26 protein-coding genes are annotated in these 25,271 nt (G+C 65.7%); 8 read left to right on the forward strand and 18 right to left on the reverse strand.

The window, feature by feature from the left end; all coding sequences use genetic code 11:
* The coding region (locus DU475_RS10650) for a hemerythrin domain-containing protein (RefSeq protein ID WP_164632129.1) at positions 1-847 on the forward strand (847 nt) is incomplete at its 5' end.
* 31 nt (positions 848-878) lie between these two features.
* On the opposite strand, the gene DU475_RS10655 is transcribed toward DU475_RS10650, so the two are convergent.
* From DU475_RS10655 to DU475_RS10670, 4 genes are all read right to left on the reverse strand, one after another.
* Positions 879-1,616 (reverse strand): transglutaminase-like domain-containing protein, encoded by a 738-nt coding sequence (locus DU475_RS10655; RefSeq protein ID WP_013503547.1) that lies wholly within the window; start codon positions 1,614-1,616, stop codon positions 879-881.
* On the reverse strand, positions 1,606-1,833 hold the full coding sequence (locus DU475_RS10660) for a DUF3222 family protein (RefSeq protein ID WP_013503546.1): 228 nt from the start codon (positions 1,831-1,833) through the stop codon (positions 1,606-1,608). The genes DU475_RS10655 and DU475_RS10660 overlap by 11 nt, the downstream gene beginning before the upstream one ends.
* A gap of 99 nt (positions 1,834-1,932) precedes the next feature.
* On the reverse strand, positions 1,933-2,247 hold the full coding sequence (locus tag DU475_RS10665) for a hypothetical protein (RefSeq protein ID WP_164632130.1): 315 nt from the start codon (positions 2,245-2,247) through the stop codon (positions 1,933-1,935).
* Positions 2,248-2,324: 77 nt separating this feature from the next.
* Positions 2,325-3,326, reverse strand: a complete 1,002-nt coding sequence (locus tag DU475_RS10670) for an alpha/beta fold hydrolase (RefSeq protein WP_164632131.1) — start codon at positions 3,324-3,326, stop codon at positions 2,325-2,327.
* Positions 3,327-3,478: 152 nt separating this feature from the next.
* On the opposite strand from DU475_RS10670, the gene DU475_RS10675 reads away from it, so the two are divergent.
* Genes DU475_RS10675 through DU475_RS10685 form a run of 3 tightly spaced genes read left to right on the forward strand, consistent with a single transcriptional unit; the run spans position 3,479 to position 6,637 of the window.
* Positions 3,479-4,741 (forward strand): efflux RND transporter periplasmic adaptor subunit, encoded by a 1,263-nt coding sequence (locus tag DU475_RS10675; RefSeq protein WP_164632152.1) that lies wholly within the window; start codon positions 3,479-3,481, stop codon positions 4,739-4,741.
* Complete coding sequence (locus tag DU475_RS10680) at positions 4,738-5,964, forward strand: ABC transporter permease (RefSeq protein ID WP_164632133.1); 1,227 nt, start codon at positions 4,738-4,740, stop codon at positions 5,962-5,964. Before DU475_RS10675 ends, DU475_RS10680 begins: the two co-directional genes overlap by 4 nt.
* Positions 5,957-6,637 (forward strand): ABC transporter ATP-binding protein, encoded by a 681-nt coding sequence (locus tag DU475_RS10685; RefSeq protein WP_047309832.1) that lies wholly within the window; start codon positions 5,957-5,959, stop codon positions 6,635-6,637. Before DU475_RS10680 ends, DU475_RS10685 begins: the two co-directional genes overlap by 8 nt.
* A 259-nt stretch (positions 6,638-6,896) precedes the next feature.
* Here DU475_RS10685 and DU475_RS10690 read toward each other — a convergent pair whose 3' ends face one another.
* From DU475_RS10690 to DU475_RS10710, 4 genes are all read right to left on the reverse strand, one after another.
* On the reverse strand, positions 6,897-8,114 hold the full coding sequence (locus DU475_RS10690) for an ABC transporter substrate-binding protein (protein ID WP_047307319.1): 1,218 nt from the start codon (positions 8,112-8,114) through the stop codon (positions 6,897-6,899).
* A 274-nt stretch (positions 8,115-8,388) separates the two neighbouring features.
* Entirely contained in the window at positions 8,389-8,787 is a 399-nt protein-coding gene (locus tag DU475_RS10695) for a hypothetical protein (protein WP_047307320.1), read from the reverse strand.
* A 134-nt stretch (positions 8,788-8,921) separates the two neighbouring features.
* Positions 8,922-9,935 carry an aldo/keto reductase gene (locus tag DU475_RS10700; RefSeq protein ID WP_164632135.1) on the reverse strand — a complete coding sequence of 338 codons (1,014 nt, stop codon included), beginning with the start codon at positions 9,933-9,935 and terminating at the stop codon, positions 8,922-8,924.
* Positions 9,936-10,138: 203 nt separating this feature from the next.
* Complete coding sequence (locus DU475_RS10710; RefSeq protein ID WP_047307322.1) at positions 10,139-11,347, reverse strand: ABC transporter substrate-binding protein; 1,209 nt, start codon at positions 11,345-11,347, stop codon at positions 10,139-10,141.
* 103 nt (positions 11,348-11,450) lie between these two features.
* Here DU475_RS10710 and DU475_RS10715 point away from each other — a divergent pair, with 103 nt between their 5' ends.
* On the forward strand, positions 11,451-12,146 hold the full coding sequence (locus DU475_RS10715; RefSeq protein ID WP_047307323.1) for an urease accessory protein UreH domain-containing protein: 696 nt from the start codon (positions 11,451-11,453) through the stop codon (positions 12,144-12,146).
* A 37-nt stretch (positions 12,147-12,183) separates the two neighbouring features.
* Here the strand turns inward: DU475_RS10715 and DU475_RS10720 are convergent, their stop codons facing one another.
* The gene (locus tag DU475_RS10720; RefSeq protein WP_047307324.1) at positions 12,184-13,398 is read right to left on the reverse strand and encodes a GGDEF domain-containing protein; all 1,215 of its coding nucleotides are present in this window, start codon (positions 13,396-13,398) and stop codon (positions 12,184-12,186) included.
* Positions 13,399-13,772: 374 nt separating this feature from the next.
* On the opposite strand from DU475_RS10720, the gene DU475_RS10725 reads away from it, so the two are divergent.
* Together DU475_RS10725 and queD are read left to right on the forward strand one after the other, a co-directional pair.
* Positions 13,773-13,988 carry a hypothetical protein gene (locus DU475_RS10725; protein ID WP_047307325.1) on the forward strand — a complete coding sequence of 72 codons (216 nt, stop codon included), beginning with the start codon at positions 13,773-13,775 and terminating at the stop codon, positions 13,986-13,988.
* Between the two features lie 219 nt (positions 13,989-14,207).
* Entirely contained in the window at positions 14,208-14,570 is a 363-nt protein-coding gene (gene queD, locus DU475_RS10730; RefSeq protein WP_047307326.1) for a 6-carboxytetrahydropterin synthase QueD, read from the forward strand.
* Between the two features lie 80 nt (positions 14,571-14,650).
* Here the strand turns inward: queD and DU475_RS10735 are convergent, their stop codons facing one another.
* Positions 14,651-15,238 carry a hemerythrin domain-containing protein gene (locus tag DU475_RS10735; RefSeq protein ID WP_047307330.1) on the reverse strand — a complete coding sequence of 196 codons (588 nt, stop codon included), beginning with the start codon at positions 15,236-15,238 and terminating at the stop codon, positions 14,651-14,653.
* 142 nt (positions 15,239-15,380) lie between these two features.
* Entirely contained in the window at positions 15,381-18,275 is a 2,895-nt protein-coding gene (locus DU475_RS10740; RefSeq protein ID WP_164632139.1) for a heavy metal translocating P-type ATPase, read from the reverse strand.
* A 51-nt stretch (positions 18,276-18,326) separates the two neighbouring features.
* Here DU475_RS10740 and DU475_RS10745 point away from each other — a divergent pair, with 51 nt between their 5' ends.
* Entirely contained in the window at positions 18,327-18,602 is a 276-nt protein-coding gene (locus DU475_RS10745; protein ID WP_013503528.1) for a metal-sensitive transcriptional regulator, read from the forward strand.
* 20 nt (positions 18,603-18,622) lie between these two features.
* Here the strand turns inward: DU475_RS10745 and DU475_RS10750 are convergent, their stop codons facing one another.
* The 7 genes from DU475_RS10750 to DU475_RS10780 all read right to left on the reverse strand — a co-directional run bounded on the left by DU475_RS10750 (position 18,623) and on the right by DU475_RS10780 (position 25,139).
* On the reverse strand, positions 18,623-19,285 hold the full coding sequence (locus tag DU475_RS10750; RefSeq protein ID WP_047307327.1) for a hypothetical protein: 663 nt from the start codon (positions 19,283-19,285) through the stop codon (positions 18,623-18,625).
* A gap of 279 nt (positions 19,286-19,564) precedes the next feature.
* Positions 19,565-20,107, reverse strand: coding sequence for a VOC family protein (locus DU475_RS10755; RefSeq protein ID WP_142882223.1), 543 nt, complete (start codon positions 20,105-20,107; stop codon positions 19,565-19,567).
* Positions 20,108-20,241: 134 nt separating this feature from the next.
* Positions 20,242-20,544: a preprotein translocase subunit YajC gene (locus DU475_RS10760; RefSeq protein ID WP_013503525.1), complete on the reverse strand. Its 303-nt coding sequence runs from the start codon at positions 20,542-20,544 to the stop codon at positions 20,242-20,244.
* Between the two features lie 251 nt (positions 20,545-20,795).
* Positions 20,796-22,145, reverse strand: a complete 1,350-nt coding sequence (hemN, locus tag DU475_RS10765) for an oxygen-independent coproporphyrinogen III oxidase (protein ID WP_164632141.1) — start codon at positions 22,143-22,145, stop codon at positions 20,796-20,798.
* Positions 22,146-22,173: 28 nt separating this feature from the next.
* Positions 22,174-22,884 carry a bacteriochlorophyll 4-vinyl reductase gene (gene bchJ / locus DU475_RS10770; protein WP_013503523.1) on the reverse strand — a complete coding sequence of 237 codons (711 nt, stop codon included), beginning with the start codon at positions 22,882-22,884 and terminating at the stop codon, positions 22,174-22,176.
* Positions 22,856-24,553: a magnesium-protoporphyrin IX monomethyl ester anaerobic oxidative cyclase gene (gene bchE, locus DU475_RS10775; protein ID WP_164632143.1), complete on the reverse strand. Its 1,698-nt coding sequence runs from the start codon at positions 24,551-24,553 to the stop codon at positions 22,856-22,858. Before bchE ends, bchJ begins: the two co-directional genes overlap by 29 nt.
* 157 nt (positions 24,554-24,710) lie before the next feature.
* Entirely contained in the window at positions 24,711-25,139 is a 429-nt protein-coding gene (locus tag DU475_RS10780) for a hypothetical protein (RefSeq protein ID WP_013503521.1), read from the reverse strand.
* Positions 25,140-25,271: the final 132 nt, after the last annotated feature.

Here is a 25,271-nt window from a genome sequence, read left to right on the forward strand (position 1 = left end):
CGGTCACGTCGTCGGCGACGACGTCTTGCGGCTGGCGGCGGCGACGATCAAGCACACCTGCCGCCGCGACGACGTCGTCTGTCGCTACGGCGGCGACGAGTTCGCCATCGTGCTGCCCGGCACCGGGCTGCGCGACGCGCTGCTGCTCGGCGAGAAGATCCGGGCGGCGATCGCCGCTCGCGAACTGCACCGCCGGTCGACCCACGAAAGCCTGGGGCGGCTGCTGATCTCGATCGGCTCGGCGGAGTTCAGGCGCGGCGAAACGGTGGAGGATTTCGTCGAACGCGCCGATCACTGGATGTACGCCGCCAAACAGGCCAGCCGCAGTCGGTCGTTGTGCACGGCCGAGGGCACGGGGCGGCAGCCGGCCGCCGCCCAGCCCGGCCTTCTGTGGCACGACAGCTATGCCTGCGGCGAACCGACGATCGATCGGCAGCACCGCGAGCTGTTCGATCTCGCCAATGTCGTGCTCAGCGCCGAGATCGCGACGCTGGAGCCCGCCAGGCTGGCCGAGGTCGTCGAGCTGCTGATCGCCCGTGTGGCCGAGCATTTCGCCTATGAGGAGTCCGTGCTCGAAGCGATCGACTACGACGAGCGCGCGCGACACCGCATGGAGCACGATCATCTCCTGGCCCGCGCCAGACAGGTTTGCGACGCGATGTCGGCCGGCGGCCAATCCCTCGGAGAACTACGCGAATTCCTGGTGAATGCGCTGATCGTCGGCCACATGCTGCGCGACGACCGGCAGTTCTTCTCGCTGTTCGACCATGGCACCGCTGCGGTCCAGGAACTGGTCGAGGACGCGACGACGCAGCAACAACGCGAAAGACGGCAATCGCCGGTGTAGCGTTCGCGGCCGCCTTCGGGTGTGCAAAAACTCAGCGTCGAGCCGCGCGTGCGGCGGCATCCAGCGCAGCTTCGTCTTCCATCGAGCCGCGCAGACTGCCCTGCTGCGCCAGATGGGGGTACTGCCGCTTCATCTCGGCCTGGACGAATTTCACCGGCACGTCGAAATACGCGCCGTGCTCGCGGACATATTCCATGAACCGCGCGTCGTTGTTGTCGAACGCCTGCATCACCGCATCCGAGGAGCCGTCGAAGTCGAGCGGCGCGACGCCGAGCTTGTCGCACAGCGTGCGGTTGAAGGTCGGCGACGCCTTGACCCAGCGCGGCCCGGTGAAGCATTCGGCGTAGCCGTGCCAGGCGAAAAGATCTGTGCCCATCGTTCGGGTCAGGTTCTCGGTGGCGAGGTGATTGCGCACGTCGGCGAAGCACACCCGCGCCGGAATCCCGGAGGCGCGCGCCAGCGCGGCGAATGCCGAAGCCTTGCCGACGCAATAGCCGCGCTCGGCGCGCAGCACGCTGGAGGCGCGGAAAATCTCCGGGCTGGAAAAGTCGACATACGGATCGTAGCGGACGTCGTCGCGCACCGTCAGGTACAGCGCGCGAAGCTTGTCGGCGAGCGTTTCGGCGCCGCGCGTCGCCTGCGTGGCGCGGGCGATCACCTCGGGGTGGTCGCTGTCGATGAATTCCGCCGGTGCCAGGCAGACCGCGATCTCGGACGCGGCCTTGGCCGCGGCGGCTTCGGCGCCGCCGGCGCGAGGCTCAGACCGCATGCAGTTTAGGCCGCGCCGACAGCACATTGCGGGCGATCACCACCGGGCAATCCGGGGCATGCTGGATTTCGTCGCCGGTCTGCAGCCACGGCACGGACGCACCGCACAATTTGCACTGATTGTGCGCGCCGCCGTCCTCTTCGGAGACGATCTCGATGGCCGTCTTGAGGAGCGCGGTGGCGATTTTGCGAACGTCTTCGGCGGTGGTGTCAGTCATTGGTCGGTTCCGTGAAACGCGTGGCGGCCGGCGGCCGGCGCGGAAGTGTGCCGCCGTTCGGCGGCCGTTGCAACCGAGCCTGGCGGTTCGGCTGTGCGATCAGTTGCAGGGGTAGCGGCGGCCGTCCTGGCCGCGATAGGCGGCGGCGCCTTGGCCGCACAGCGCCGATAGCGGTCCGTCATAGGTCGCGTAGGTCCGATCCGGCCACACCGGCGGGCCGAAATTGTGGCTGTAGGCCGCGCGTGACGGCAAACGGAAGCGAAAGTCCGGGTGCAGAAACGGGTGATCGGCGGGTGCGGCGTAGCCATGGTGGGGATGGTGATGATGGAGGCGATGCTTGGCGCCGGCCAGCGCCGGTGCGGCGCTCGCGATCGACACGATGGTCACGGCACAGATCAGTCTTGCGGCGGTCATGGCGGACTCCGGTTCGTTCCCGAACAGGAACGCAGCCGGCCCGCGGGAGTTTCATGGCGGATCCGATCCTCGCCGGGTCAGCTCCGCTCGGCGGCCTCGGCCCGGGCCGGAGCGGTCCGCCCCGCCACGGCGTCGGCCAGTCGCTCGATTTCGGCCGCGATGGTGTCGGCGTGGGCGTGATGCGCCATGTGGCCGGCGCCGTTCAGCCGCAGCAGCCGCGCCTGCGGTACCGCCTGCGCCAGCGCCTCGGCATGGACCTGCGGCGGCACCACCGGATCGGCGGTACCGGCCACGATCACGGTCGGCACCTGGATGGCGGCGTAGCGCGGGACGTGGTCGATGAGCTGATCGCGCAGCCCGGCATATTCCTCGAGGCTGGCGGCGAACCGCTTGGCGGTCAGCGCCAGCGCCAGCCGGCTGCGCTCGGCATAGTCGGCGGGCGGCGTCTCGGGCCGGAAGATCCGCGCCGAGATTCGCTTCATCATCGCCAGCGACAGCGGCGGCAGCAGCGTATAGGTCACCAGCGGCTTCATCAGCACTTCGGCGGCGCGCTGGAACAGCGGCAGCCCCTGCGGCCGCGGATGCGTGGTCGGATTGATCAGCACGAGGCCGGCGACGGTATCGGGGTTGTCGAGCGCGTAGCGCAGCGCGATCAGCCCGCCGAACGAATGCCCGACCACGATCAGCGGTCCGGCGTTGCGATCGCGCAGCACCTCGCGGATCAGGGTCACCTGATAGGCCGGCGAGGCGACCGGTCCGGTGCCGGTGACGCTGTAGCCCTGGCCGGGACGGTCCGGGATGATCACCCGCAGCCGCTGCGCCAGCCGTTCGCCGAGCGACATCCGCATGTCTTCGCAACACAGATTGGCGCCGTGCAGCAGCAGCACCGTCGGCCGGGCCGCAGCAGCCGGGCGGGCCGGGGCGAGATCGAGCGCGTGCATCCGCACGCCGTTGGCGTTGATGAACACGCCGCGGGGCGGATAGCGCGCCTCCAGCCGGCGTGCCAGCCAGCACGACACCCAGCCCGCCGCCGTGAACAGCGCGACGACGCTCAGCGCCAGCAAGATCAGAGTCGTCATCGCATCCTTCGGCCACAGGCGATCGGCCGCGGACGACTCCGCGGCAATCTGCGAAGTTGAGCACGCGGGCGTGATGCCGCAATTGATCTTTCGCAATGGTCCTCCCGGGTTCGGAGGCTAGGTCTCGGCAGGGTGATCGACCGCGGATCATGATGTTGCAGAAAACCGAGCAGATCGACGCGCCGCGGCCGCATCTGGCTGCCCGCTGGGCCGGCGCATTGCGGCGTCACAAATGGTCGGTGCTCGGTTTTGCCGTGGTCCTGATCGTAGCTGGGCTCGGCCTCGGCCGGCTGCTGCTCGGGCCGGAAGTGGTCGCGGTGCAGGTGCAGCGCGGCAATCTGGTCCAGACCGTGGTGGCCAGCGGCCACATCGAAACTCCCTATCGCGTCGAAATCGCCAGCCAGATCACCGGCACCGTCAAGGACGTGCTGGTGAAAGAAGGCCAGCAGGTGCACCAGGGCCAGCAGCTCGTCGCGATCGAGGCGTCGGAATTGCGGGCCTGGGTGGTGCAGGCCGAAGGCGCGGTGGCGCAGGCCCAGGCGCGGGTGCGCCAGCTTCGCGAGTTGACCAAGCCGGCCGCCGACGAGTCGCTGAAGCAGGCGCAGGCCAACCTGCTCAACGCCGAGGCGATCTACGAGCGCGCCTCCAAGCTGGCAGCCTCCGGCTACGGCACCAAGGCGACGCTCGACGACGCCACCAAGAATCTCGACGTCGCCCGCACCCAGGTGCGCACCGCCGAGCTGCAGGTGTTCACCTCCAGCCCCGGCGGCAGCGATTTCGTGATGGCCGAGACCCAGCTCAGCCAGGCGCTCGCCAATCTCAACACCGCGCAGGCGCGGCTCGGCTACGCCACCATCGTGGCGCCGCGCGACGGCGTGCTGATCACCCGTGCGGTCGAGCGCGGCACGGTGGTGCAGCCGGGCAAGGCGCTGCTGGTGCTGGCGCCGGCGGGCGACATCCAGATCGTGGTGCAGATCGACGAGAAGAATCTCGGCCAGCTCGCGCTCGGCCAGCACGCGCTGGCGTCCGCCGACGCCTATCCGGACAAGCGGTTCGATGCGACGCTGAGCTACATCAACCCGTCGGTCGACATCAATCGCGCCTCGGTCGAGATCAAGCTCAAGGTCGACGATCCGCCGGACTATCTGCGCCAGGACATGACGGTCTCGGTCGACATCGCCACCGCGCGGCGCGACGACGTGGTGATCGTGCCGGCGCGCGCGGTGAACGACGCCGCCGCGGCGCCCTACGTGCTGAAGGCGAGCGGCGGCCGCGCGGTGCGCCAGCCGGTCAAGCTCGGCCTGCGCGGCGTCGGCTTCTACGAAGTGATCGACGGTCTTGCTCCGGGCGACCGGGTGATTCCGCTCGCCACCGGCGTCAAGCCGGATCAACGCATCCGCGCGGTGCTGCGATGAAGCGCTGGCTGCCGTTCGAGTGGATCGCCGCGGTGCGGTTTCTGCTCGACGGCGCGGTGCAGACGCTGGTGATCGTCGGCGGCATCGCGATCGGCGTCGGCGTCATCGTGTTCATGTCGGCGATGCTGGCCGGGCTGCAGGCCAATTTCATCAAGCGGGTGCTGACCTCGGTGCCGCAGATCCAGTTGCTGCCGCCGGATCAGGTGGCGCGGCCGCTGCGCGATGAGCCCGGCACGGTCGAAGCCGCGGTGGTGCAGCGCCCGACCCAGCGGATGATCTCGATCGACCAATGGCCGAAGATCCGGGCCGAGATGCAGGCGCGGCCGGACGTCGTCTACGCCGCCGCCACCGCGTCGGGCTCGGCGCTGGCGCTGCGCGGCGACACCAGCCGCGCTGTCACGCTGTACGGCATCGAACCGGAGATCTATTTCAAGATCGTCAGGGTGCCGGACTTCATCGTCGCCGGCGACGCGCAGGTCACCACCGAGGGCATCCTGATCGGCATCGAGTTGGCGCGCGATCTCGGCGCTTCGCTGGGCGACAAGATCATCGTGTCGACGCCGCTCGCTGGCAACCGCATCCTCACCATCAAGGGCATCTTCGATTTCGGCAACAAGGCCGCCAACCAGCGCAACACCTTCGTCACCTTGCGCAACGCCCAGAGCATGCTCGGGCTGATCGGCGGCGTCACTTCCATCGACCTGACGGTGGCGGACATCTACACCGCCGAGACCATCGCGCAGGAGATCCAGGCGATGCTGCGGGTGAAGGCGGATAGCTGGATCAAGACCAACGCGCAGTTCTTCACCGCGGTGCAGGCGCAGCAGAACTCCAACACGCTGATCCGGCTGTTCGTCGGCCTGTCGGTGGCGTTCGGCATCGCGGCGGTGCTGATCGTGACGGTGATCCAGCGCTCCAAGGACATCGGGATCCTGCGCGCGATGGGCACGCGGCGCGGCCAGATCCTGCGGGTGTTCCTGATCCAGGGCGGGCTGCTCGCTTTCGTCGGTTCGGTGCTCGGCTCCGCGCTCGGCGCGCTGGCGCTGTTCACCTGGCATCGCAGCGCGCGCCAAGTCGACGGCAGCGAACTGTTTCCGCTGATCCTCGAACCAGATCTGTTCGGCTGGGCGGCGGTGCTGGCCACTGCGACCGGCGTCGCTGCGGCGATCGCTCCGGCGCTGCGCGCCGCACGGCTCGATCCGGTGGTGGCGATCCGTGGCTGACGTTCTCGAGCTCGATGGAATCCGCAAATCCTACAATGTCGGCACGCCGGTCGAGACCGAGGTGCTGCACGGCATCGACCTGACGATGCGGCGCGGCGACTTCCTGGCGCTGATGGGGCCTTCCGGCTCGGGCAAGTCGACGCTGCTCAACATCATCGGCCTGCTCGACCGCCCGACCGGCGGCCGCTTGCTGATCAACGGCGAGGACACCGGGCAGCTCGGCGACTCGGCACTGACGCATCTGCGCGGCCACGCCATCGGCTTCGTGTTCCAGTATCACTATCTGATCTCGGCGTTCACTGCGCGCGAGAACGTGATGATGCCGATGCTGGTCGATCGCGGCCGCCCCGATACGGCGATGGAGCAGCGCGCCGACGAACTGCTCGACCGCGTCGGCCTGTCCAAATGGCGCAACAACAGCGCTTCCAACATGTCCGGCGGCCAGCAGCAGCGCGTCGCGGTCGCCCGCGCGCTGGCGATGGACCCCGATCTGGTGCTCGCCGACGAGCCGACCGGCAACCTCGACACCAAATCCGCCGACGACGTGTTCGAACTGATGCGCGAGATCAACCGCGAACGCGGCACCACGTTTCTGCTCGTCACCCACAACGACGATCTGGCCGCAAGGTGCGACCGCATCGTGCGGGTGGTGGATGGCAGGATTGCGGGGTAGGGCAAAGAAGACGCTGCTTTAGACGAGGCATGGCACGTCGCCCGCGTCACACTCCGCCGTCATCGCCCGGCTCGTCCGGGCGACCCAGTATTGCAGAGTATTGGCTGGTCGCGCAGGGCGTCGCCAGAGCCGCTCTGGAATACTAGATCCCCCGCATTCGCGGGGGATGACAGCTGGTGGTGGGGCAGCGCCAATCGTTCAAATAAAAGGATGCGCGGGGCTGGCCCCGCGAATCCGTCGTCACTTCTAGCGTTGGTGGTTAGTTCGTAACCCTCGCCTCAAGCACTTCGCCGAACATCTCCCAGCGATCGCCCTTGAAGCGCATCAGTTGCATCTGCTCGATCGGAAAGTGATCGGTCGGCGAGGTGTTCATGGTGATGCCCGGGAGCAGCGAGGCCGGCGCGTAGCCCTTCAGGCTGGTGGCGACCTTCATGATGTTCTCGCGGGTCAGATTATCGCCGGCCTGCTTCAGAATGTGTTCCAGCGTCTGCGCCGCGCCGTAGGAATACAGCAACAGGCCGTTGGAGCGATCCGAGCCCGGCATGTACTTCTGCAGGAAGGCGTCCCACTCCTTCACGCCCGGATCGTCCTTCCAGGTCGGATCGGTCGGATCCTTGACGTAGCTCGCGGTGATCGCATCCTGCGCATATTCCATCCCGGCCGGCTTGATCACCGCGCCGACCGACGACGACACGTTGTTCAGGACGTGAATCGGCTTCCAGCCGAGTTCGCCCATCTTGCGGATCGCCAGCGCGGCGAATTTCGGCGTGGAGAGATTGAGGAAGAGATCGGCGCCCGAAGCCTTGAGCTTGGCCATTTGTGAATCGATGGTCGGATCGGTGATGTCGTAGGTCGCCTCCGAGATGATCATCGAGGCCTTGGCGCCGAACCCGTCCTTGACGCCCTTGTAGATGTCCTTGCCGTAGTCGTCGTTCGCCACCAGCACTGCGATCTTGGCGTTGGGGTGGGTCGCCATGATCCACTTCGCATAGATTCGTCCCTCCGCCTGATACGGCGGATTGAACGGCATCGTCCACGGATAGGTCTTCGGATCGTCGCCGAACCGCGTGCCGCCGCTCGACAGCATCAACTGCGGCACCTTCTTCTGGTTCAGGTACTTCATGACGGCAGTGTTCGAAGGCGTACCGAGGGTGTGGTACAGAAACAGTACTTCGTCGCCCTCGACCAGCTTGCGGGTCTGTTCCACCGCCTTCGGCGGCGAGTAGGCGTCGTCATACGAAATGAAATTGATCTTGCGGCCGTTGATGCCGCCTTTCTCGTTCAGCATCTTGACGTAGGCGCTCTGGACCTGACCGACGATGCCGTAGGCCGACGCCGGGCCGCTGTAGGGCACGAAATTCCCGACCTTGATTTCGGTGTCGCTGGCGCCCGGACCGTAGGATTTCTGTGCGAACGCAACGCCGGGGGCGAGCAAAGACGTCGCCGCGATGACGGCCGCAAGTCCGAAAAGTTTCATCTGTTTCCATCCCATTTTCTTGGCGCGATCTTTTCGATCGTCACGGCGGCGATACTAGGCATGTGCGGGCCGAGGGCGCAATGCCGATCGTGTGAATCGATCACGCGCATGGGACGTGTTGCGCGCCAATACGATCGGCAATGGCACAGCGCCGCTGCCGGTATGCGCGAAGGAGGTGATAATTTGCTTCGCGCGGAATTTACGACAGGCGGTGGAGGGCGGCCTCGCAGCCAGCGATGAACTCCGGCCGCGCCATTGCCGACGAGAAGGTGCGTTACCGCGTCTGCGGCGTGGTGCGGTCCTCGGCCTTGAAGTACTTGCGGGCGTAGGCGACGATCTGGCCGTCGCTGGGGTGATCGGCGGTCTCGACCGCAGCGATCTTCGCCTTCAGGGCGGGGTTGTGATCTGCGATGTATTTTTCCAGCGCGTGCTTGGTCTGGGCCGGGCCGACGATCAGCACGATGCCTGCATCGGCGATCGCCTCCATGGTGGCATGGAGGAAATGCTCGTCCACCGCCTCGTGACCCGAGCCGACCGCGCGGTGATGGTGGATGTGGCGGTTCGGATTGTCGGCGTGCACCACCAGCTTGTCGGCCTCGGACGGGTTGAAGTGAAAAACCCGCGCTTCGCGGTGGTCGATCCAGATCACGGCATGGAAATGGGGGCTGGTCATGGGCGGTCTCCCGGCTTCTAGTGCGGTTCGCAGGCAGCGACGATCGCGCGGCCGCTTGTCGGGGTCGAGACTACGGCCCGTCGCAGCGTTTGGGCTTGATCGGCCGCAACTTTGGCCGACAGCCGGGCAATCGCTCAGCCGGCGTGGCGCACGGGGCGGCCTTCGATCGGATAGGCCGGGTCGTTGTAGCCGGGGGTGGAGGGATGGCCGCTCGCCACCAGGGTGTCGATCAGCGCCTCGTCTTCGGCGGTGAAGCTATAGTCGAGCGCACGGACGTAGTCGTCCCACTGCTGTTCGGTGCGCGGGCCGGCGATCACCGAGGTCACCAGCGCGTTGTTCAGCACCCAGCCGACCGCGAACTGTCCCGCGGTGGCACCCCTGGCTTCGGCATGGGCGCGGATTTGCTGCGCCAGCTTCAGCGACTCCGGCCGCCACTCGGTCTGCAGCATCCGCTTGTCGGCGCGGCCGGCGCGGCTGTCCTTGGAAGGCTCCGCGTCGGGCGCGTATTTGCCGGTGAGCACGCCGCGCGCCAGCGGCGAATACGGCACGATGCCGAGGCCGTAGAAGCCGCAGGCCGGAATGTGCTCGACCTCCGGCATCCGGTTCATCGCATTGTAATAGGGCTGGCTGACCACCGGGCGGTCGATCCCGAGGCGGTCGCAGATGTTGCAGATCTCGGCGACCCGCCAGGCGCGATAGTTCGAGACGCCGAAATAGCGGATCTTGCCGGCGCGAATCAGATCGCCGATCGCCCGCACCGTTTCATCGAGCGGCGTCGCATGGTCCTCGCGGTGCAGGTAGTAGATGTCGATCCAGTCGGTGCCGAGCCGCCTCAGGCTGTCGTCGGCGGCCTGGATCACGCGGCGGCGCGACAGTCCGGCGCGGTTCGGTCCGTCGCCCATCGGGTTGGCGACTTTGGTGGCCAGGATCCAGTGCTCGCGGTGCGCCGCGATCGCGCGGCCGACCACTTGCTCGGAGCCGCCGGTCGAATACACGTCGGCAGTGTCGATGAAATTGATCCCGCCGTCGCGCGCCTTGTCGATGATCCGCGCCGAGGTCGGCTCGTCGGTGGCGCCGCCGAACATCATGGTGCCGAGGCACAGCGGCGACACCTTCAGGCCGCTGCGGCCGAGCGAACGATAGTCCATGGGGCTTTCCTTCGAGATCATTTTAGACGCGGCAATGCAGGCGGCGGCCACCGCATTTCAGATCATAGCCGCCCGCGGCCGTCATTGCGAGGAGCGAAACGACGAAGCAATCCACCTCCGAGCACTGGGCTGGATTGCTTCGCTTCGCTCGCAATGACGGAGAGAGGCGTCGAGAATATCGATGCCTTCGAAGTCAGTGCCCGCTACTTCTTCACCAGCGGGCACGCCGGATCGGGCGGGCCGAATGCGTCCTCGCCCGAGATCTTGGTGAGGATCTTGTAATAGTCCCACGGATATTTCGATTCGTCGGGCGTTTTGACCTGCACCAGCATCAGGTCGTGGACCATCAGGCCATCTTCGCGCAGCTTGCCGCCACGAGCGAAGAAGTCGTTGACCGGCTGGTCCCGCATCTTCGCCGCCACCTTCAACGGGTCGTCGGTGCCGGCATCCTTGATCGCCTGCAGATAGTGCAGCGTCGCCGAATACACGCCGGCCTGCCACATCGTCGGCATCCGGTCCATCTTGGCGAAATAGCGCTTGGACCATGCGCGGGTGTTGTCGTCCATGTCCCAATAGAATGACGTCGTCAGCAACAGGCCCTGCGCCGTTGGCAGACCAAGCGAATGCACGTCGGTGATCAGCGCCAGTAGCGCCGCCATCTGCTGGCCGCCCTTGAAGATGCCGAATTCGCCGCCGGTCTTGATCTCGTTGACGTTGTTGGGCGGGCCGGCGGCGATGCCGATGATCTTCGCCTTCGAGGCCTGCGCCTGCAGCACGAACGAGGACACGTCCGAGGTCGCGAATGGCGGCCGCACCGAGCCGAGCACCTTGCCGCCGCTCTTGGTGACCATCGCGGCGGCGTCCTTCTCGAGCGACTGGCCGAAGGCGTAGTCGTCGGTGATGAAGAACCAGGTGTCGCCGCCGCGCTTGACCACTTCCTGTGCGGTGCCGACGGCGAGCGCGTGGGTGTCGAACACCCATTGCATCGCGTAAGGCGAGCAGAACTTGCCGTGAAAATCCGCCGCGCCGGTCGACTGGGTGATGAACAGCCGCTTCTTTTCATTGGCGATGTTCTGCACCGCGAGGCCGACCGCGGAGACCGGCACGTCGAGGATCAGGTCGACCTGTTCGACGTCATACCAGCGCCGCGCCAGCGTGGCGCCGATGTCCGGCTTGAGCTGATGGTCGCCGACGATCACCTGAATCGGCTTGCCGAGCACGGTGCCGCCGAAATCCTCCACCGCCATCTGCGCGGCGGTGACGGAGCCCTGGCCGGTCGGCGTCGAGGCCGGGCCGTTCATGTCGGTGAGGATGCCGAGCTTGACGACGTCGTCTGAGACTTGCGCGCGGGCAGCGGAGGACGACAGCAGCGCAGCCGTCATCATCGCCGTCGCAATCGACTTGGCGATCATTCCGTTTCTCCCTTGTTCCGGCTCTGCGGCCGTGTTGTGTTGACGAAACTTACACCATTCTGCCGCCGCCGCAATTTGCCGGCGGCGCGACGGCCGGGGACCGATGTTCGCGATTCTGGGTTTGGGGTTTCTGCTCGGGATGCAGCACGCCCTCGAGGTCGATCACATTGCCGCGGTGTCGACGATCGCGGCGCGTCGCAGCGGCGTCGCCGACATCGTCAAGCACGGGCTGACCTGGGGGCTCGGCCACACGCTCACGCTTTTTCTGTTCGCCGGCGTCGCGCTGGTGATCGGGCACTCGATCCCCGAACAGGTCGCACAGCCGCTCGAAGGGGCGGTCGGGTTCATGCTGGTGGCGCTCGGCGGCCATCTGCTGTGGCGGCTGTGGCGCGACCGGGTCCACGTTCATGTCCATCAGCACGACGACGGCGTTCGCCACGTCCATCTCCACAGCCACGCCGATCGGCTGATCCACGACCGGCCGGCCGCGCATCATCACGTCCACGGTTTCCGCTGGCGTACGTTGCTGGTCGGGCTGATGCACGGCATGGCCGGTTCGGCGGCGCTGCTGGTGCTGGCGGTGTCACAGGCGCCGAGCCCGGCACAGGGGCTGCTCTACGTCGCGCTGTTCGGGATCGGTTCGATGGTCGGGATGGGAGCGCTGTCGGCGGTGATCGCGGTGCCGCTGGTGATTTCGGCGCGGTCGCTGACTGTTGCCAACCGCGTCCTTCAGGTCGCCGTCGGTGTGCTCACGATCGCAATCGGCTTCGGCACCATTCACGCGACGCTGCTGGCCTGACGGGCGTCGGCGTCGCCAGGTACTCGCCGGCTCGGCGTCACGCGATCCTGCGCAGCGTCTCCGGCGCGGGGAGGAGAGCGTCGGCCAGCGGTTCGGGGGCCGGCTCGTACACCACGTAGCGGTCCTTGCCGAGCTTCTTGGCATTGTACAGCGCGGCGTCCGCCGCCGCGATCAGGCGCTCCGGATACATCCCGATCTGCCGGGTCCACTGCGCCACGCCGATCGACGCCGCGATCCGGATATCGGCATCGCCCTGCGCCGACGCCGCGCGGCTCTCCTCGACGATGTGGCGGGCGATCATCGCGCCTTCGCGCAGCGTCGTGCCCGGCATCACCACGCAGAACTCGTCGCCTCCGGTGCGCGCCAACAGGTCGCCGGGGCGCAGCCGCGATTGCGCGGCACGCGAGAAGCGCCGCAGACACTCGTCGCCGGCTGCGTGGCCGTGACCGTCATTGATCGCCTTGAAGCCGTCGAGGTCGATCGCCAACACCGTGAACGGCTCGCCGGTCTGCATCGAGATCGCGCACTGCTCCGACATCCGCTGCAGCAGATGCCGACGATTGGACACACCGGTGAGATCGTCGAGCAGCGCCAGAGTCTCGACCTCCGAGCGCAGCCGGTCGATCGCCATCAGTACGAAGGCGAAGTTCCAGGTCATCGACAGGAACACCAGCGCCAGCACCAGGCTCGCCTGGAAGTCGTTGAAGTGGACGATCGACAATTCGCCGCCGACGCCCATCAGCGCCGCGGTCGAGCGGATCAGATAGACGCTCAGGATCAGGCTGGCGATCACCGCGGCCATCCGCGCGCCGGGGTTGCGGCGTCCGGTGCGGGACATCACCAGCGGAAGGGTCGCGACGATCGGCGTAGCCTGGGCCGCGGAATACACCACGATCCGCATCGCCATCGAGTCGACCACGAAGACGAAGAAACTCAGTCCGATCGCCGCAGCTCCGGTGACGATGAGCGCGAGCCGCCACGGCACTGGCCGTCGGTAGAATTCGAACATCCCCATCGCCGACAGGCAACAGGCGAACACCACCAGCGTGCCGCCGACAATCAGTGAGAATTCGACGTTGATGATTAACCGCAGCATGCCGACGACCGAGCCGGTCGCGAGTACGAAACAGGCCGCCGTCATGTAGCGCGCCGGCGTGAAGTTCGGATAACTTCGCGTGACGTGGATCCAGACCAGACCCAGCGCGACGAAGTTGATCAGGAAGACGAGCCAGAGGGTCGGCATGCTCAACATGCGTGTCTCCGGTCGCAGGAAGTGATCGAACTTCCAATGACTGCGTCCCGCCGTCTCATGGATACTCCTAAAGTTGAGCCGAGGGTGCGCCGAGAGCCTTTAACGGAATCTGATCAGGCTTCGCAAAAATACGAGTTGGTTTTGAATCAGTGAACGGCGCCGCAGCATTGCGGCGAGGACGGACGTTCACTTCGCATTAACGCTGACGATTTGCGCGAAATAAGCGAACAATTGTGGATAACAACACGAAATACTTTCGCCAGCCGCTAGAACAGGCAGCGAATCTGTTCGGATCAAAATGGAGGCGGTTGCACGATCGGCGAGTCCGGTCCCGTCTCGTGTGGCGTTAGTATCCATCAGCTCAAGAGGACGAGATGGCGAAGAAAGCCAAGAAGGCGAAGACCGTCGCCAAGGCCAAGAAGGCCAAGACGGTGAAGAAGGCCGCCAAGAAGGTCACGAAGAAGGCGACGAAGAAAGCCGCCAAGAAAGCGACGAAGAAGGCGACCAAGAAGACCGTGAAGAAGGCCAAGACAGCCAAGACGGTGAAGAAAGCCAAAACGGCCAAGAAGGCCAAGAAGGCTAAGGCATAACTGCCACGGAGGCGCCCATCGACGGGCGCCTCCGCCGGCCGATGCGGACCGGTGACGGCTCCGCCGCGGCATGGCGTCGTCGCGGAGGGGCGGCATTGCGGCCGGCAGGGCTTGCCCAGCCGCCGGTTTAGGGGCATAGGCGGCTTCAAATGCGACAGCCGCTCTTATAGGGTCCGCCGACCTCGCGGCCGCATCCCGCCGCCCCAACCCCCGAAACCGATGAAGATCACCCAAGCGTTCCGCTTCGAAGCCGCCCATTATTTACCCAACGTGCCGGAGACCCACCGCTGCAAGCGGATGCATGGGCATTCCTATCGCGTCGAACTGCAGCTCAGCGGCCCGGTCGATCCGTTGACCGGTTTCGTGGTGGATTTCTTCGAGATCGAGGCGGCGTTCGGACCGCTGCTGAAGCGGCTGGACCACCACTGCCTCAACGAGATCGAGGGGCTGGACAATCCGACCGCCGAGAACATCGCGGTCTGGATCTGGCAGCGGACCAAGCCGGAGCTGCCGCAGCTCTGCGGCGTGCGGGTATATGAGACCCCGGATTGCTGGGCCGACTACGCCGGCGAAGACGACTGATCAGAAGACGATTGATCATCGGGGCGGCTCGATCGCCGCCCGTTCCGGGAGGGAGCGGCAGGGCGGGCAGCCCGTGCCGATCAGGCGCGCACTGGCGCCTTGCTGCGCTCGGCTTCGGTCTCCTGCTCCCAGCGCAGGATGGTCGCGTACAGATTCTGAAATTTGCTCGCGGTCTCGCCGTCGAACATCGGGTCCTTGCGATCGTCGATCCGCGAGTCGATCTTGGCCCAGTCTTCGGGAGTGAGGGTTTCGAGCGCGGCGGGAAACAGCAGTTGCTCTTCCTTCAGCATGTGGCGGCGCTGGTGCTCGATGAAGTCCTGCGCGGCGGCGTGGAAGGTCTGGCGCGGCAGTTCCTGATCGGCGAGGACATCGTCCACCACCTTGGCGAAGTGAGCGAGCCGATCCACCTCCAGCTCGTGTTCCTTCTCGATGTCGCCGACCGTTCCGGCGACTGCGGGGCTGCGCTCCTTGAGGATCTGGTAGACGACGTCTTCCTTCGGGTGATGGCAGGCTTCAGGGTATTCCTTGAAGTACTGAATGATCGCCTGAAAGATCTCGTAGTCGGGGCGCTCGCGGCGATCGAAGACGCTGAGCTCGCGTTCGAGCACGTCGAGCAGGCGCGCGATGTTGCGGTGCTCTTCGTTCAGCATTTCAATGATTCGTGACATGGCCGGGACCTCGATGTCGCTATCCGCAAACACGGAAAGATTTGCGGCAAACCTTCGCGACCGCAAAATACGTCCAATCGACCGCCAATCCTTGCGTTAGATCAATGGGACGCAGGCGGCTCTCAGTCGCAACCCGGACATCTCACAACACGGCTCTGCGCAAGCGAAGCGCATTGCCGATCACGCTCACCGACGACAGCGACATCGCAGCGGCGGCGATGATCGGTGACAGTAACAACCCGAGGCTCGGATACAGGATGCCGGCCGCGATCGGAATGCCCGCGGCATTGTACACGAAGGCGAAGAACAGATTCTGCCGGATGTTGCGCATCGTCGCCTGCGACAATTTGCGGGCGCGGACGATGCCGCCGAGATCTCCCTCGAGCAGCGTGACGCCGGCGCTCTCCATGGCGACGTCGGTGCCGGTTCCCATCGCGATGCCGACATCGGCGGCGGCGAGCGCGGGGGCGTCGTTGACGCCGTCGCCGGCCATCGCGACCACGCGTCCTTGCCGGCGCAGCTTGTCGACTACGGCGCTCTTTTGATCGGGAAGCACTTCGGCTTCGACATCGGCGATGCCGAGCTTTCGCGCCACCGCCCTCGCGGTGACCTGATTGTCGCCGGTCAGCATGATCACCTTGATGCCGTCGGCGGCGAGCGCCGTCAGCGCGTCAGGTGTCGACGCCTTCACCGCGTCGGCGATCGCAAACAGGCCGGCGAGGCGGCCGTCGATCGCGACGTGAACCACGGTGTCTCCGTCGCTGCGCAGCTCGTCGGTCTTGGCCGCGAGCGTGTCGGTGTCGACGCCGATCGACGCCAGATAGGCCGGATTGCCGATCACCACGGTCCGGCCTGCGACCAGGCCGGCGGCACCCTTGCCGCTCGGCGCGTCGAAATCGGCGACGTCGGCGAGATCGAGACCGCGCTCCTTGGCGGCGCGGACGATGGCGTCGGCGAGCGGATGCTCACTGGCGCGCTCGACGCTTGCGGCGAGCCGAAGAAGCTCGGTCTCGTCCGTGCCGTTGGCCGTGACGATCGCCACCACGCTCGGCCTGCCTTCGGTGAGCGTGCCGGTCTTGTCGATCACCAGGGTGTCGACCTTCTCCAGTCGCTCCAGTGCTTCGGCATTGCGGATCAGCACACCGGCCTGCGCGCCGCGGCCGACGCCGACCATGATCGACATCGGCGTGGCGAGACCGAGCGCGCACGGGCAGGCGATGATCAGCACGCTGACGGCGGCGACCAGCGCGAAGGTCAGCCGCGGTTCGGGGCCGAACGTCGCCCAGGCGGCGAACGCGATCAGCGCGGCCAGCACCACCGCAGGCACGAACCAGCCGGCGACGAGATCGGCGATACGCTGGATCGGCGCGCGCGAGCGTTGCGCCTGCGCAACCATTTGCACGATGCGCGCCAGCATGGTGTCGCGGCCGACCTGATCGGCGCGCATCACGAAGCCGCCGGATTGGTTCAGCGTGCCGGCCACCACCTTGCCGCCGGTTTCGCGGCTCACCGGCATCGACTCGCCGGTCACCAGCGATTCATCCAGCGTGCCGCGGCCTTCGACGATGGTGCCGTCGACCGGTACCTTCTCGCCGGGACGCACACGCAGCCTGTCGCCGACGGTGAGACTATCGATCTCGACCTCGTGCTCGCTGCCGTCGGGGGCGATCTTGCGGGCGGTCTTCGGCGCCAGGCCGAGCAGCGCCTTGATGGCGCCGGAGGTGGCTTCGCGGGCGCGCAGTTCCAGAACCTGCCCGAGCGCCACCAGCACGGTGATGACCGCCGCGGCCTCGAAGTACACCGGCACCGTGCCGCCGTGACCCCGGAACGCCGCCGGGAACAGTTGCGGCGCGATCGTCGCAATCAAGCTGTAGATGTAGGCGACGCCGGTGCCCATTGCGACCAGCGTGAACATGTTGAGGTTGCGCGTCACCACCGATTGCCAGCCGCGCACGAAGAACGGCCAGCCGGCCCACAGCACCACCGGCGTCGCCGACACGAGCTGTATCCAGTTCGACAGCGCCGGGTCGATCAGGCCGTGGCCGCCGACCAGATGGCCGCCCATCTCCAGCACCACCGCCGGCAGCGCCAGCACAAGGCCGATCCAGAACCGCCGCGTCATGTCGATCAGTTCGGGATTGGGCGCGTCGTCGAGCGATACCAGTTCGGGCTCGAGCGCCATCCCGCAGATCGGACAGGTGCCCGGTCCGACCTGGCGGATCTGCGGATCCATCGGGCAGGTGTAGATGGTGCCTTCCGGCATCGCCGGCTCCGGCTTGGCCTTGTTCTTGTCCAGATACGACACCGGATCGGCGGCGAATTTGGTTTGGCAGCCTTCGCGGCAGAAGTGATAGGTCGTGCCCTTGTAGGCGAAGCGGTGCTTGCTGGTGGCAGGATCGACTTTCATCCCGCACACCGGGTCGATCACCTTGCCGTCGTCGACGGCCGCGCCGTGAGAAAGACCGGCGTGATCGTGCGCGCCCCCGCAGCACGACGATGCGGCAGCCTTGGCGAGATAGCGCTGGGGATCGGCGGCGAACTTGGTGCGGCAGCCGCCACAGCAGAAGTGATAGGTGGTGCCGTCGTGATCTAAGCTGTGCTTGCTGGTCGCGACGTCGACACTCATGCCGCAGACCGGATCGATCGCCTTGGTGGGCGCGTGGTCGCCACCGCCGCAGCATGAGGACGTTGCCGGCAGCTCCGTCAGTTGATGCAGCTTCGGAGCCGGCTTCGGCGGCAGCGTGAACGGAGTCGCGGCCTTGGCGAGGACGCCCGCCGGATCGGCCGCGAATTTTTCGCGGCAGCCGCCGCAGCAGAAGTAATAGGTCTTGCCGTCGTGATCAAACCGATGCTGCGCGGTCGCCGGGTCGACGCTCATGCCGCAAACCGGGTCGATCGCCGTCGCCGTAGCGGTGGACGAGCGACTCGTGCCGCCGCCGCAACAGGACGAGGTCGCCGGCGCGCTTGCGCCCGCTGATCCGCAGCAATCCTGGTTCTTGACAGGGGCGTCGTGCCCCGCATGCTCGCCGTCGCGCATCGCGTCACCCTGGCGCTTGTAACCCATACCGTGTAGGGGTATATATCCGACATGCACAAGGACATCAAGGCGTCGTGTCAAAAGCGGCTGGGGCGGATCGAGGGACAGGTGCGCGGTATCTCCAAGATGATGGAGGAGGGGCGCTACTGCATCGATATCGTCACCCAGATTTCGGCGGTCCGCGCCGCGCTGCGGCGGGTGGAGGAAGAGGTTCTGAAAGATCACGTCGCGCATTGCGTCGAGCACGCGATCACGAGCGGTGACAAGAACGATCAGCGCCAGAAGATTGCGGAGTTAATGGAGGTGATCCGTCGCTCCGACCGCTGAGGCGGCGGCGGCGCAGGTGCTCAGCGTCGTGGTGCGGTGGTGGTCGGGGTGCCGAACAGCGAAGCCTTCACCGCAGTGAAGCCGTCCGACAGATGCGTCAGGCCGCACGACACCGGATCATTGCTGCTGCAGGCGTAGCGCGGCGTCTCCGGCGTGCGTTTGCGCTCGGCGCGCTTCTTCTCGGGGCGCGGTCGTTGCTTGTCGGCCGCGGCGCGGCGCTCCTCCACGACCGGCCGGGGTCTGGGCAAGGGCGGCGGCGGCTCCAGGGTCTGTCGCTGTTGCTGCTGAAGCGCTGCGATCTGCTGCTGCTTGGCGGCGAAGGCCGCCGCGATCATCTGCCGACGGCGCTGGTCGAGGAACGCGGTGTATTCCTCGTCGATCTTGCGCAGTTCATCCGCGGTCGGATTCGGCCCGGCAAGGTCGAAGCTGCGGTTCTGCATGAAATCGAAGTAAGTGTAGCCGCCGCCGGGTTTGCGTCGGCCGGCGAATCGGGCATCGCACTGCGCCGCCAGCGCCGTCCTGGCCTCGCTGCTGTCGGCCTTCGCCTCGCCCTTGGCGACACAGTCTTCGTAGTCGACCGGCTCTCTGTTCGGCCACCACTGCGCCTGGGCGCGTGTCGCCGGCGCCGCGATCCCGATCAGGATCGCGAGCTGAAGCACTCCGAGCTGGTGTAGTCCGGTCATGCCCGTCCCGCGGCTCGAGTAGCGGCCTATCGCTGGGGATTCCGCAGGGGCTGGGGCTGTTTGTCAAGCCGCGCGGCGGGCGTTGCGGGACGAATGCACTTGCAATTTAACTTACATGAAGCTCGACATTGAGCCGACTGCGACCGCCTGGCCGGGCAATAGTCGCAGAAGTGCTCGGCTGCGCCGGTGTCATCGTCCTAACTGCCTCGGCCTTCGCTTCCGACGCCGGGTTGTGGTGCCACGCCTTCAAGCGAAGTGAATCCTTCGTCCGACAACGCGCTAGTCAGCTTCGGCGAATTCCTTCTGGTGCAGCCAAGCGGTATGGCGCGGCGGCTTCCTGGTCACCGCCCATTCGTCGACCATGGCGTGGGCGACGTTCTTCATTTGCGAGAGCTGTTCCGGCGTCGCGGTCCAGACTGCGACCTCGAGCCGGTGTCCGTTCGGGTCGCGGAAGTAGATCGATTTGAAGATCGTGTGATCGGTTGGGCCGACGACGTCGAGCCCCTCGGCCTCGGCGCGCTGCTTGGCCGCCATCAGCGCGTCGAGGTCGCCGACCTGAAACGCGATGTGCTGCACCCAGTCCGGCGTGTTCGGATCGCGGCCCATCGGCGGCGAGTTCGGCAGCTCGAAGAACGCCAGGATGTTGCCAGCGCCGGCGTCGAGAAAGACGTGCATGTAGGGATCGGGCGCCTTGGTCGACGGCACCTTGTCCTCGGCGATGGCACCGATCAGCTCCATGCCCATCACCCGGCCGTAGAACGCGACGGTTTCCTTGGCGTCACGGCAGCGATAGGCGACGTGATGAATCTGCTGGATCTGCATGGTGTCCTCCCGATTGTTTGGTGCGTTTGATCCGCATTGGATCAAACCGGCCTCTCGGGAGGTTGACGTGGATCAACCAGCAGCCCCGGCGCGAGCTTCGCGCCGGCCGGCGAGGTCGCGGACGGGCGGGCCGATCAGGCGGCGCTCTGTTCCGTCAGCACCGACTGGTCGTGTTCGATGTGCTCGAGCTGGGACAGCTTGGTGGTGGTCTTGCCGCGGCATGACCAGGAGATCTGAGCCTCGTCGCCGTTGATCGACAGGATGATGCCGGTCGCACCGCCCTGGGTGGTGACTTCGTCGCCGACCGAGAAGGTCTGGTTGGCGAGTGCGGCTTCCAGCGCGGCACGGAGGCAGAACAGTTCGCTGCCGTTGGCGGCGCGGAATGCGGCGGCGGCCTTGGCAACCATGTCTTCGGTGACTTTGAGCTTGTGGGCCATTGCACGTACCTCGATTGGTCCGATCGTGGAGGGCTGCGACGTTGCCGACCCGCACGGAAGAACCACGCGGCGATTAGGCTGCTAGATGTGGTATTTTCCGTTAAAGTTGCAGCTCCGTAAGGATACTGATGCCTGCTCCATTACCGTCAGCGGTAATAATCCACCCGAAAGCGGAATTGCAATTGAGCTGCATCAAAACGACGAACGCGCGCCGAAGCGCGCGCTGTCTTGAAGCGTGAGCGGTGCCGCCGTCAGACGGCGATCGAATGCCGGACCGAGGAGTTGCGCAGATAGGTGTCGAACACCGACGCAACGACCCGTGACAGCCGGACGCCTTCCGGGGTCAGCGTCAGCTTGCTGCCGTTGCACACCACCGCGCCGTCGCGCTGCAGCTCTGCGAGCGAATCCTGCTCCGGCGCGTACCAGTCTTCGGCGTAGCCGAACGCCTTGCCTGCGGCGGCGAGATCGACCTTGCCGTCGCACATGATCCGTTCGATCACATGCGCGCGGAGATTGTCTTGCTGGGTCAGCGCATGGCCGCGATGCACCGGCAACTGGCCGGCGGCAACCGCGCGCGCCCATGCGCCGGTTTCGCTGATATTCTGCACGTAGCCGCTCGGGGTGCGGCCGATCGAGGTCGAACCAAGGCCGATCAGGGTTTGGGCGGCGTCCGCCGTGTAGCCCTGGAAGTTCCGGTGCAGTTCACCGGTCTTGGCGGCGATCGCCAGCGTGTCGCCCGGCAGCGCGAAATGATCGATGCCGATCCGCCCGTAGCCGCCCTTCACCAGCGCCTCCGCGGCGGCGTCGGCCTGGGTTGCGCGCAGCTCCGGCTTCGGCAGCGACTCGTCGGGGATCATTCGCTGGTTCTTGGCGACCCACGGCACGTGGGCGTAGCCGAACAGCGCCACCCGATCCGGCCGCATCTCGACGCACTGCTCGACGGTGCGGCGCAGATCCTCGGCGGTCTGATAGGGCAGGCCGTAGATCAGGTCGAAGTTGATCCGCTCGACACCGGCCGACTTGAACTGCTGCATCGCGCGGGCGACCATCTCGGGCGGCTGGATGCGGTTGATCGCTTCCTGCACCTTCGGGTCGAACTCCTGCACCCCGAAGCTGGCGCGGGTGAAGCCGAGCTCGCCGATCTTGGCGGCCATGCCGGCGGTCAGGGTGCGCGGATCGCTCTCGATCGCCACCTCGGCGTCGGGCAGAAACTCGAACCGCTCGCGCAGCAGCGTCATCACGGCGCCGAGATCCTGCGGATCGATCACCGTCGGGGTGCCGCCGCCGAAATGCAGGTGGCGCACCGGCATCGTGCCGGGCAGGGCGTCGGCGACCAGATTGATCTCGTCGATCAAGCTCTCGACGTAGTCGGCGACCGGATCGTATTTCGCCGCCAGCTTCATGTTGCAGCCGCAGTACCAGCACATCTGCTTGCAGAACGGCACGTGTAGATACAGCGAGATCGGCTCGTCGGTGTCGAGCTGGGCGAGCCAGCCGCGATAGATCGACTCCGGGAAGTCCTTGGCGAAGTGCGGCGCGGTCGGATAGCTGGTGTAGCGCGGCACCGAGCTCTTGGCGTATTTGTCGAGGGCAGACGACATAGTCGTGATCTCTTTCATCGCCCGCGGATCAACGCGCGGAAAGGGTTTCTGACTGACCTGCGATCGGCTTGGATCGTCGGCTGGCGTAAATATTGGCGGCGTCCGGAATCGAGGTCCAATCCGCCACGAAGCGACAGCATTCGTCGCCCTTCGCCCCGCAGGCCGTTTCGGTCACTCGTGTATAAGGCGACACCAGAACCTGGAATAGCCGTTGAAATACGGAGGCGTGCCAGACGCAGACGTGGTGATCGGCGTGTTCCCCGGCACACAACGGATTGGCGGCGATTTCGAACGTCACCGTTTTTCCCACGCTGGCAGTGAATCTGCCGGAACCCGCAAAGGTCCAGGCATGTGCCGTGATCGCCTTGGTCAGCATCCTGGCGGCAATCGAGGCCGGCATAATTTTCAACACGGCCTGGGCCAGCTTCGGAATGCGATGGGCGAGGATGTAGTCACCGGTGCGCAGCCCCGCGTCGGCGAGGATCGCCGCGGCCTGCGGCTGCGGCAGCACGCGGCGCACCGCCTGGTGGATCGCAGCCACCGGGCGCTCGTCGACCATCGCCGACGGCGGCTCGGCGAGCCAGTCGCTCGCCGCCGCCTCGGAGAAGATCTCCTTCGCGGCCGGTTGGAGACCGGCCGCTTCGAGTGCGTGGATCAGTTGGATGACGGCATTGGGTCCGATCTCGGACGCCGCCGCATGCGCTCCCACGTCAGTGGCGGGTGACCGAACCTGCGTCATGGGTGTTTTCCGCCATGCGGCTGGTTACGGACTTGGCGAGCGCTGCCTTGGCGTCCGCCTCGCTCTCCTCCATCTGCTCGGTGCCGCCGCCGCAGGCCGAGACGATGGCCATCTGCGATGCGGCCGCCTTGCGGGAGCGGTCGGCGTTGGCTTCCCAGTCCGCCATCTGCGCGTGCGAGATCTTGCGGGTGGTGTCGAACTGGAAGTCGACCTTCTTCTTCGATTGCGGCCCCCAATAGCCGACCCGGCCGAGATCGTAGAACTTGCGCTCGAAGCCGGCCTTCAGGAACGCCTTCAGGCAGCCCAGCAGATAGCGCCGGCGTCGGCCGCTGCCCGACCAGGGATAGGAGAAGAACGCCTTGTACATGTAGAACCGGCGATAGTTGTTCATCACCCGGTCGAGCAGTTCGCCACGTTCCATCGCCGCCGGCTTCACGATCGGGGTGACGAAATTGTACTTGGCGAAGTCGAACACCTCGACCTTGTCGCTCAATTCCTTGAACAGCGGCGTGAACGGCCAGGGGGTGTACATCGACCAGTTGGCGAGGTCCGGCTTCCAGTCCATCGCCATCCGATAGGTCTCTTCCAGCGTCTCCGGGGTTTCGCTGTCGAGGCCGACGATGAACTGCGCCTCGGTCACGATTCCGGCTTCGCGGAGCAGACGGATCGCCTTCTTGTTGTCGGCGATCTTGGTTTCCTTGTTGAACAGGTCGAGCTTGAGCTGCGCCGCGGCCTCGGTGCCGAGCGAGACGTGCATCAGACCGGCTTCGTTGTAGAACTTCAGAAGCTGCTCGTCGCGCAGGATGTCGGTGACGCGGGTGTTGATGCCCCACTGGACCTTCTTGTTCAGGCCGCGGGCGATCAGCTCTTCGCAGAACTGGATGAACTTCTTGCGGTTGATGGTGGGCTCTTCGTCCGCCAGGATGAAGAAGCCGACGTCGTACTTCTCGACCAGTTCCTGGATCTCGTCGACCACCTTCTTCGGGTCGCGGACGCGATAGTCGCGCCAGAACTTCCACTGCGAGCAGAACGAGCAGGTGAACGGGCAGCCGCGCGCCATGTTGGGGATCGCAACGCGGGTGTTCATCGGAATGTAGCGATACAGGGTCCAGTCGAGGACGCCCCAATCCGGCTTGATCGCGTCGAGATCCTTGACGGTCGGCGCGGCCGCCGTGGCGACGATCTGGCTCTCGCCGTTGGAGCCTTCGGTGTAGGCGAGACCCTTGATCTCGGAGCGATTGGCCGGCCAGTTGCCCGAGGCAACGGCGCGCGCCAGCTCGACGACGATCTCTTCGCCTTCGCCGCGGACGATGACATCGACCCACGGCGCTTCGCTCAGCACCTGCTGATACATGAAGGTGGCGTGCACGCCGCCCAGCATGGTGACGATCTTCGGATTGATCTGCTTGGCGACCTTCAGAGCCTCTTCGGCCGCGTAGATCGAGGGAGTGATCGAGGTGGCGCCGACCAGGTCGGGCTGATAGTCGGAGATGATCTTGGCGAGACCTTCACTGGAGATCTCTTCGGTCATCGCATCGACGAACTTGATGTCGGTGAAGCCGTTCGCTTTCAGCGCGCCCGCCAGATAGGGGGCCCATGCCGGCGGCCAGTGGCCGGCGATCTCCGCGCCACCGGAATGATAATTCGGGTGAATGAGAAGGATGCGCACTGACTTTCTCCCATGATTGTCAAGAAACGATGACATGCGCAATGTCAACGATTGTTGACGCAGATCAAACGAATGGTGCTTTGGTACTAGGCGAGACGCCGTCTGCGTCTCGCCGCTGAGAAGTCGCGGCGAGGATCGCCGCGCAGATCGGAAGGATTCACGACTCCGCTACGAAGTTGGTGTCGTGGCTGAGAGCATCCAGCGTATCGACGTTCAAGCAGTAGCGCTGATAGCTGGGGACCAGCGTACCGGCCGCGATATCGGCATCGCACTCCTGCTTGTGATCGCATATCGCGCAGTTGCGCCGCAGGTCGTTCAATAGCATCGGCTCCTTCTCCGCGAGCGCGCGGATGCTGATGCGCAGCGCTTCGAGCAGGCAGGGTAGTTCCTTGGCGCTGGTGCCCTTGGTTGCGAGAGCGCGGACTTCGGAGGGCGACAGGCCGAGATCCTTGACCATGTTGGCCATCGCCCGGCCGAAGGCTTCGAGTTCGCTCGGACTTCCTGCAATCTCTTCCCACTCTCTGACGACGTCGGCGACGGCTTCGGTCACGGGCGCGTTTTGTGTCGGCTTGCCGGGTGCGGTCATGAGCGCCTCCAACGCAACTTGCGGGGCGATATACTCATACAAGCACGCGCGCCCCATTGCGCTGGATCAAGGAGTGCAACGCGGTTGCGATCGATCAAAGACAGGCCGTAAACTTCGGCCGGGCCGAGCGAA

Origin of the sequence: Rhodopseudomonas sp. WA056 (assembly GCF_010906995.1) — a bacterium.
GTDB lineage: Bacteria > Pseudomonadota > Alphaproteobacteria > Rhizobiales > Xanthobacteraceae > Rhodopseudomonas > Rhodopseudomonas palustris_G.

Bases quoted from the DNA above. Each gene is read 5' to 3' on its own strand.
- queD (WP_047307326.1), top strand. From the start codon at position 14,208: ATGAAGATCACCCAAGCGTTCCGCTTCGAAGCCGCCCATTATTTACCC.
- DU475_RS10760 (WP_013503525.1), bottom strand. From the start codon at position 20,544: ATGGCCCACAAGCTCAAAGTCACCGAAGACATGGTTGCCAAGGCCGCC.
- bchJ (WP_013503523.1), bottom strand. From the start codon at position 22,884: ATGACGCAGGTTCGGTCACCCGCCACTGACGTGGGAGCGCATGCGGCG.
- DU475_RS10695 (WP_047307320.1), bottom strand. From the start codon at position 8,787: ATGACCAGCCCCCATTTCCATGCCGTGATCTGGATCGACCACCGCGAA.
- DU475_RS10715 (WP_047307323.1), top strand. From the start codon at position 11,451: ATGTTCGCGATTCTGGGTTTGGGGTTTCTGCTCGGGATGCAGCACGCC.
- DU475_RS10755 (WP_142882223.1), bottom strand. From the start codon at position 20,107: ATGCAGATCCAGCAGATTCATCACGTCGCCTATCGCTGCCGTGACGCC.
- DU475_RS10710 (WP_047307322.1), bottom strand. From the start codon at position 11,347: ATGATCGCCAAGTCGATTGCGACGGCGATGATGACGGCTGCGCTGCTG.
- DU475_RS10670 (WP_164632131.1), bottom strand. From the start codon at position 3,326: ATGACGACTCTGATCTTGCTGGCGCTGAGCGTCGTCGCGCTGTTCACG.
- DU475_RS10725 (WP_047307325.1), top strand. From the start codon at position 13,773: ATGGCGAAGAAAGCCAAGAAGGCGAAGACCGTCGCCAAGGCCAAGAAG.
- hemN (WP_164632141.1), bottom strand. From the start codon at position 22,145: ATGTCGTCTGCCCTCGACAAATACGCCAAGAGCTCGGTGCCGCGCTAC.
- DU475_RS10675 (WP_164632152.1), top strand. From the start codon at position 3,479: ATGTTGCAGAAAACCGAGCAGATCGACGCGCCGCGGCCGCATCTGGCT.
- DU475_RS10665 (WP_164632130.1), bottom strand. From the start codon at position 2,247: ATGACCGCCGCAAGACTGATCTGTGCCGTGACCATCGTGTCGATCGCG.
- DU475_RS10780 (WP_013503521.1), bottom strand. From the start codon at position 25,139: ATGACCGCACCCGGCAAGCCGACACAAAACGCGCCCGTGACCGAAGCC.
- DU475_RS10720 (WP_047307324.1), bottom strand. From the start codon at position 13,398: ATGTTGAGCATGCCGACCCTCTGGCTCGTCTTCCTGATCAACTTCGTC.
- DU475_RS10690 (WP_047307319.1), bottom strand. From the start codon at position 8,114: ATGAAACTTTTCGGACTTGCGGCCGTCATCGCGGCGACGTCTTTGCTC.
- DU475_RS10660 (WP_013503546.1), bottom strand. From the start codon at position 1,833: ATGACTGACACCACCGCCGAAGACGTTCGCAAAATCGCCACCGCGCTC.
- DU475_RS10750 (WP_047307327.1), bottom strand. From the start codon at position 19,285: ATGACCGGACTACACCAGCTCGGAGTGCTTCAGCTCGCGATCCTGATC.
- DU475_RS10735 (WP_047307330.1), bottom strand. From the start codon at position 15,238: ATGTCACGAATCATTGAAATGCTGAACGAAGAGCACCGCAACATCGCG.
- DU475_RS10700 (WP_164632135.1), bottom strand. From the start codon at position 9,935: ATGGACTATCGTTCGCTCGGCCGCAGCGGCCTGAAGGTGTCGCCGCTG.
- DU475_RS10745 (WP_013503528.1), top strand. From the start codon at position 18,327: ATGCACAAGGACATCAAGGCGTCGTGTCAAAAGCGGCTGGGGCGGATC.
- DU475_RS10740 (WP_164632139.1), bottom strand. From the start codon at position 18,275: ATGCGCGACGGCGAGCATGCGGGGCACGACGCCCCTGTCAAGAACCAG.
- DU475_RS10655 (WP_013503547.1), bottom strand. From the start codon at position 1,616: ATGCGGTCTGAGCCTCGCGCCGGCGGCGCCGAAGCCGCCGCGGCCAAG.
- DU475_RS10680 (WP_164632133.1), top strand. From the start codon at position 4,738: ATGAAGCGCTGGCTGCCGTTCGAGTGGATCGCCGCGGTGCGGTTTCTG.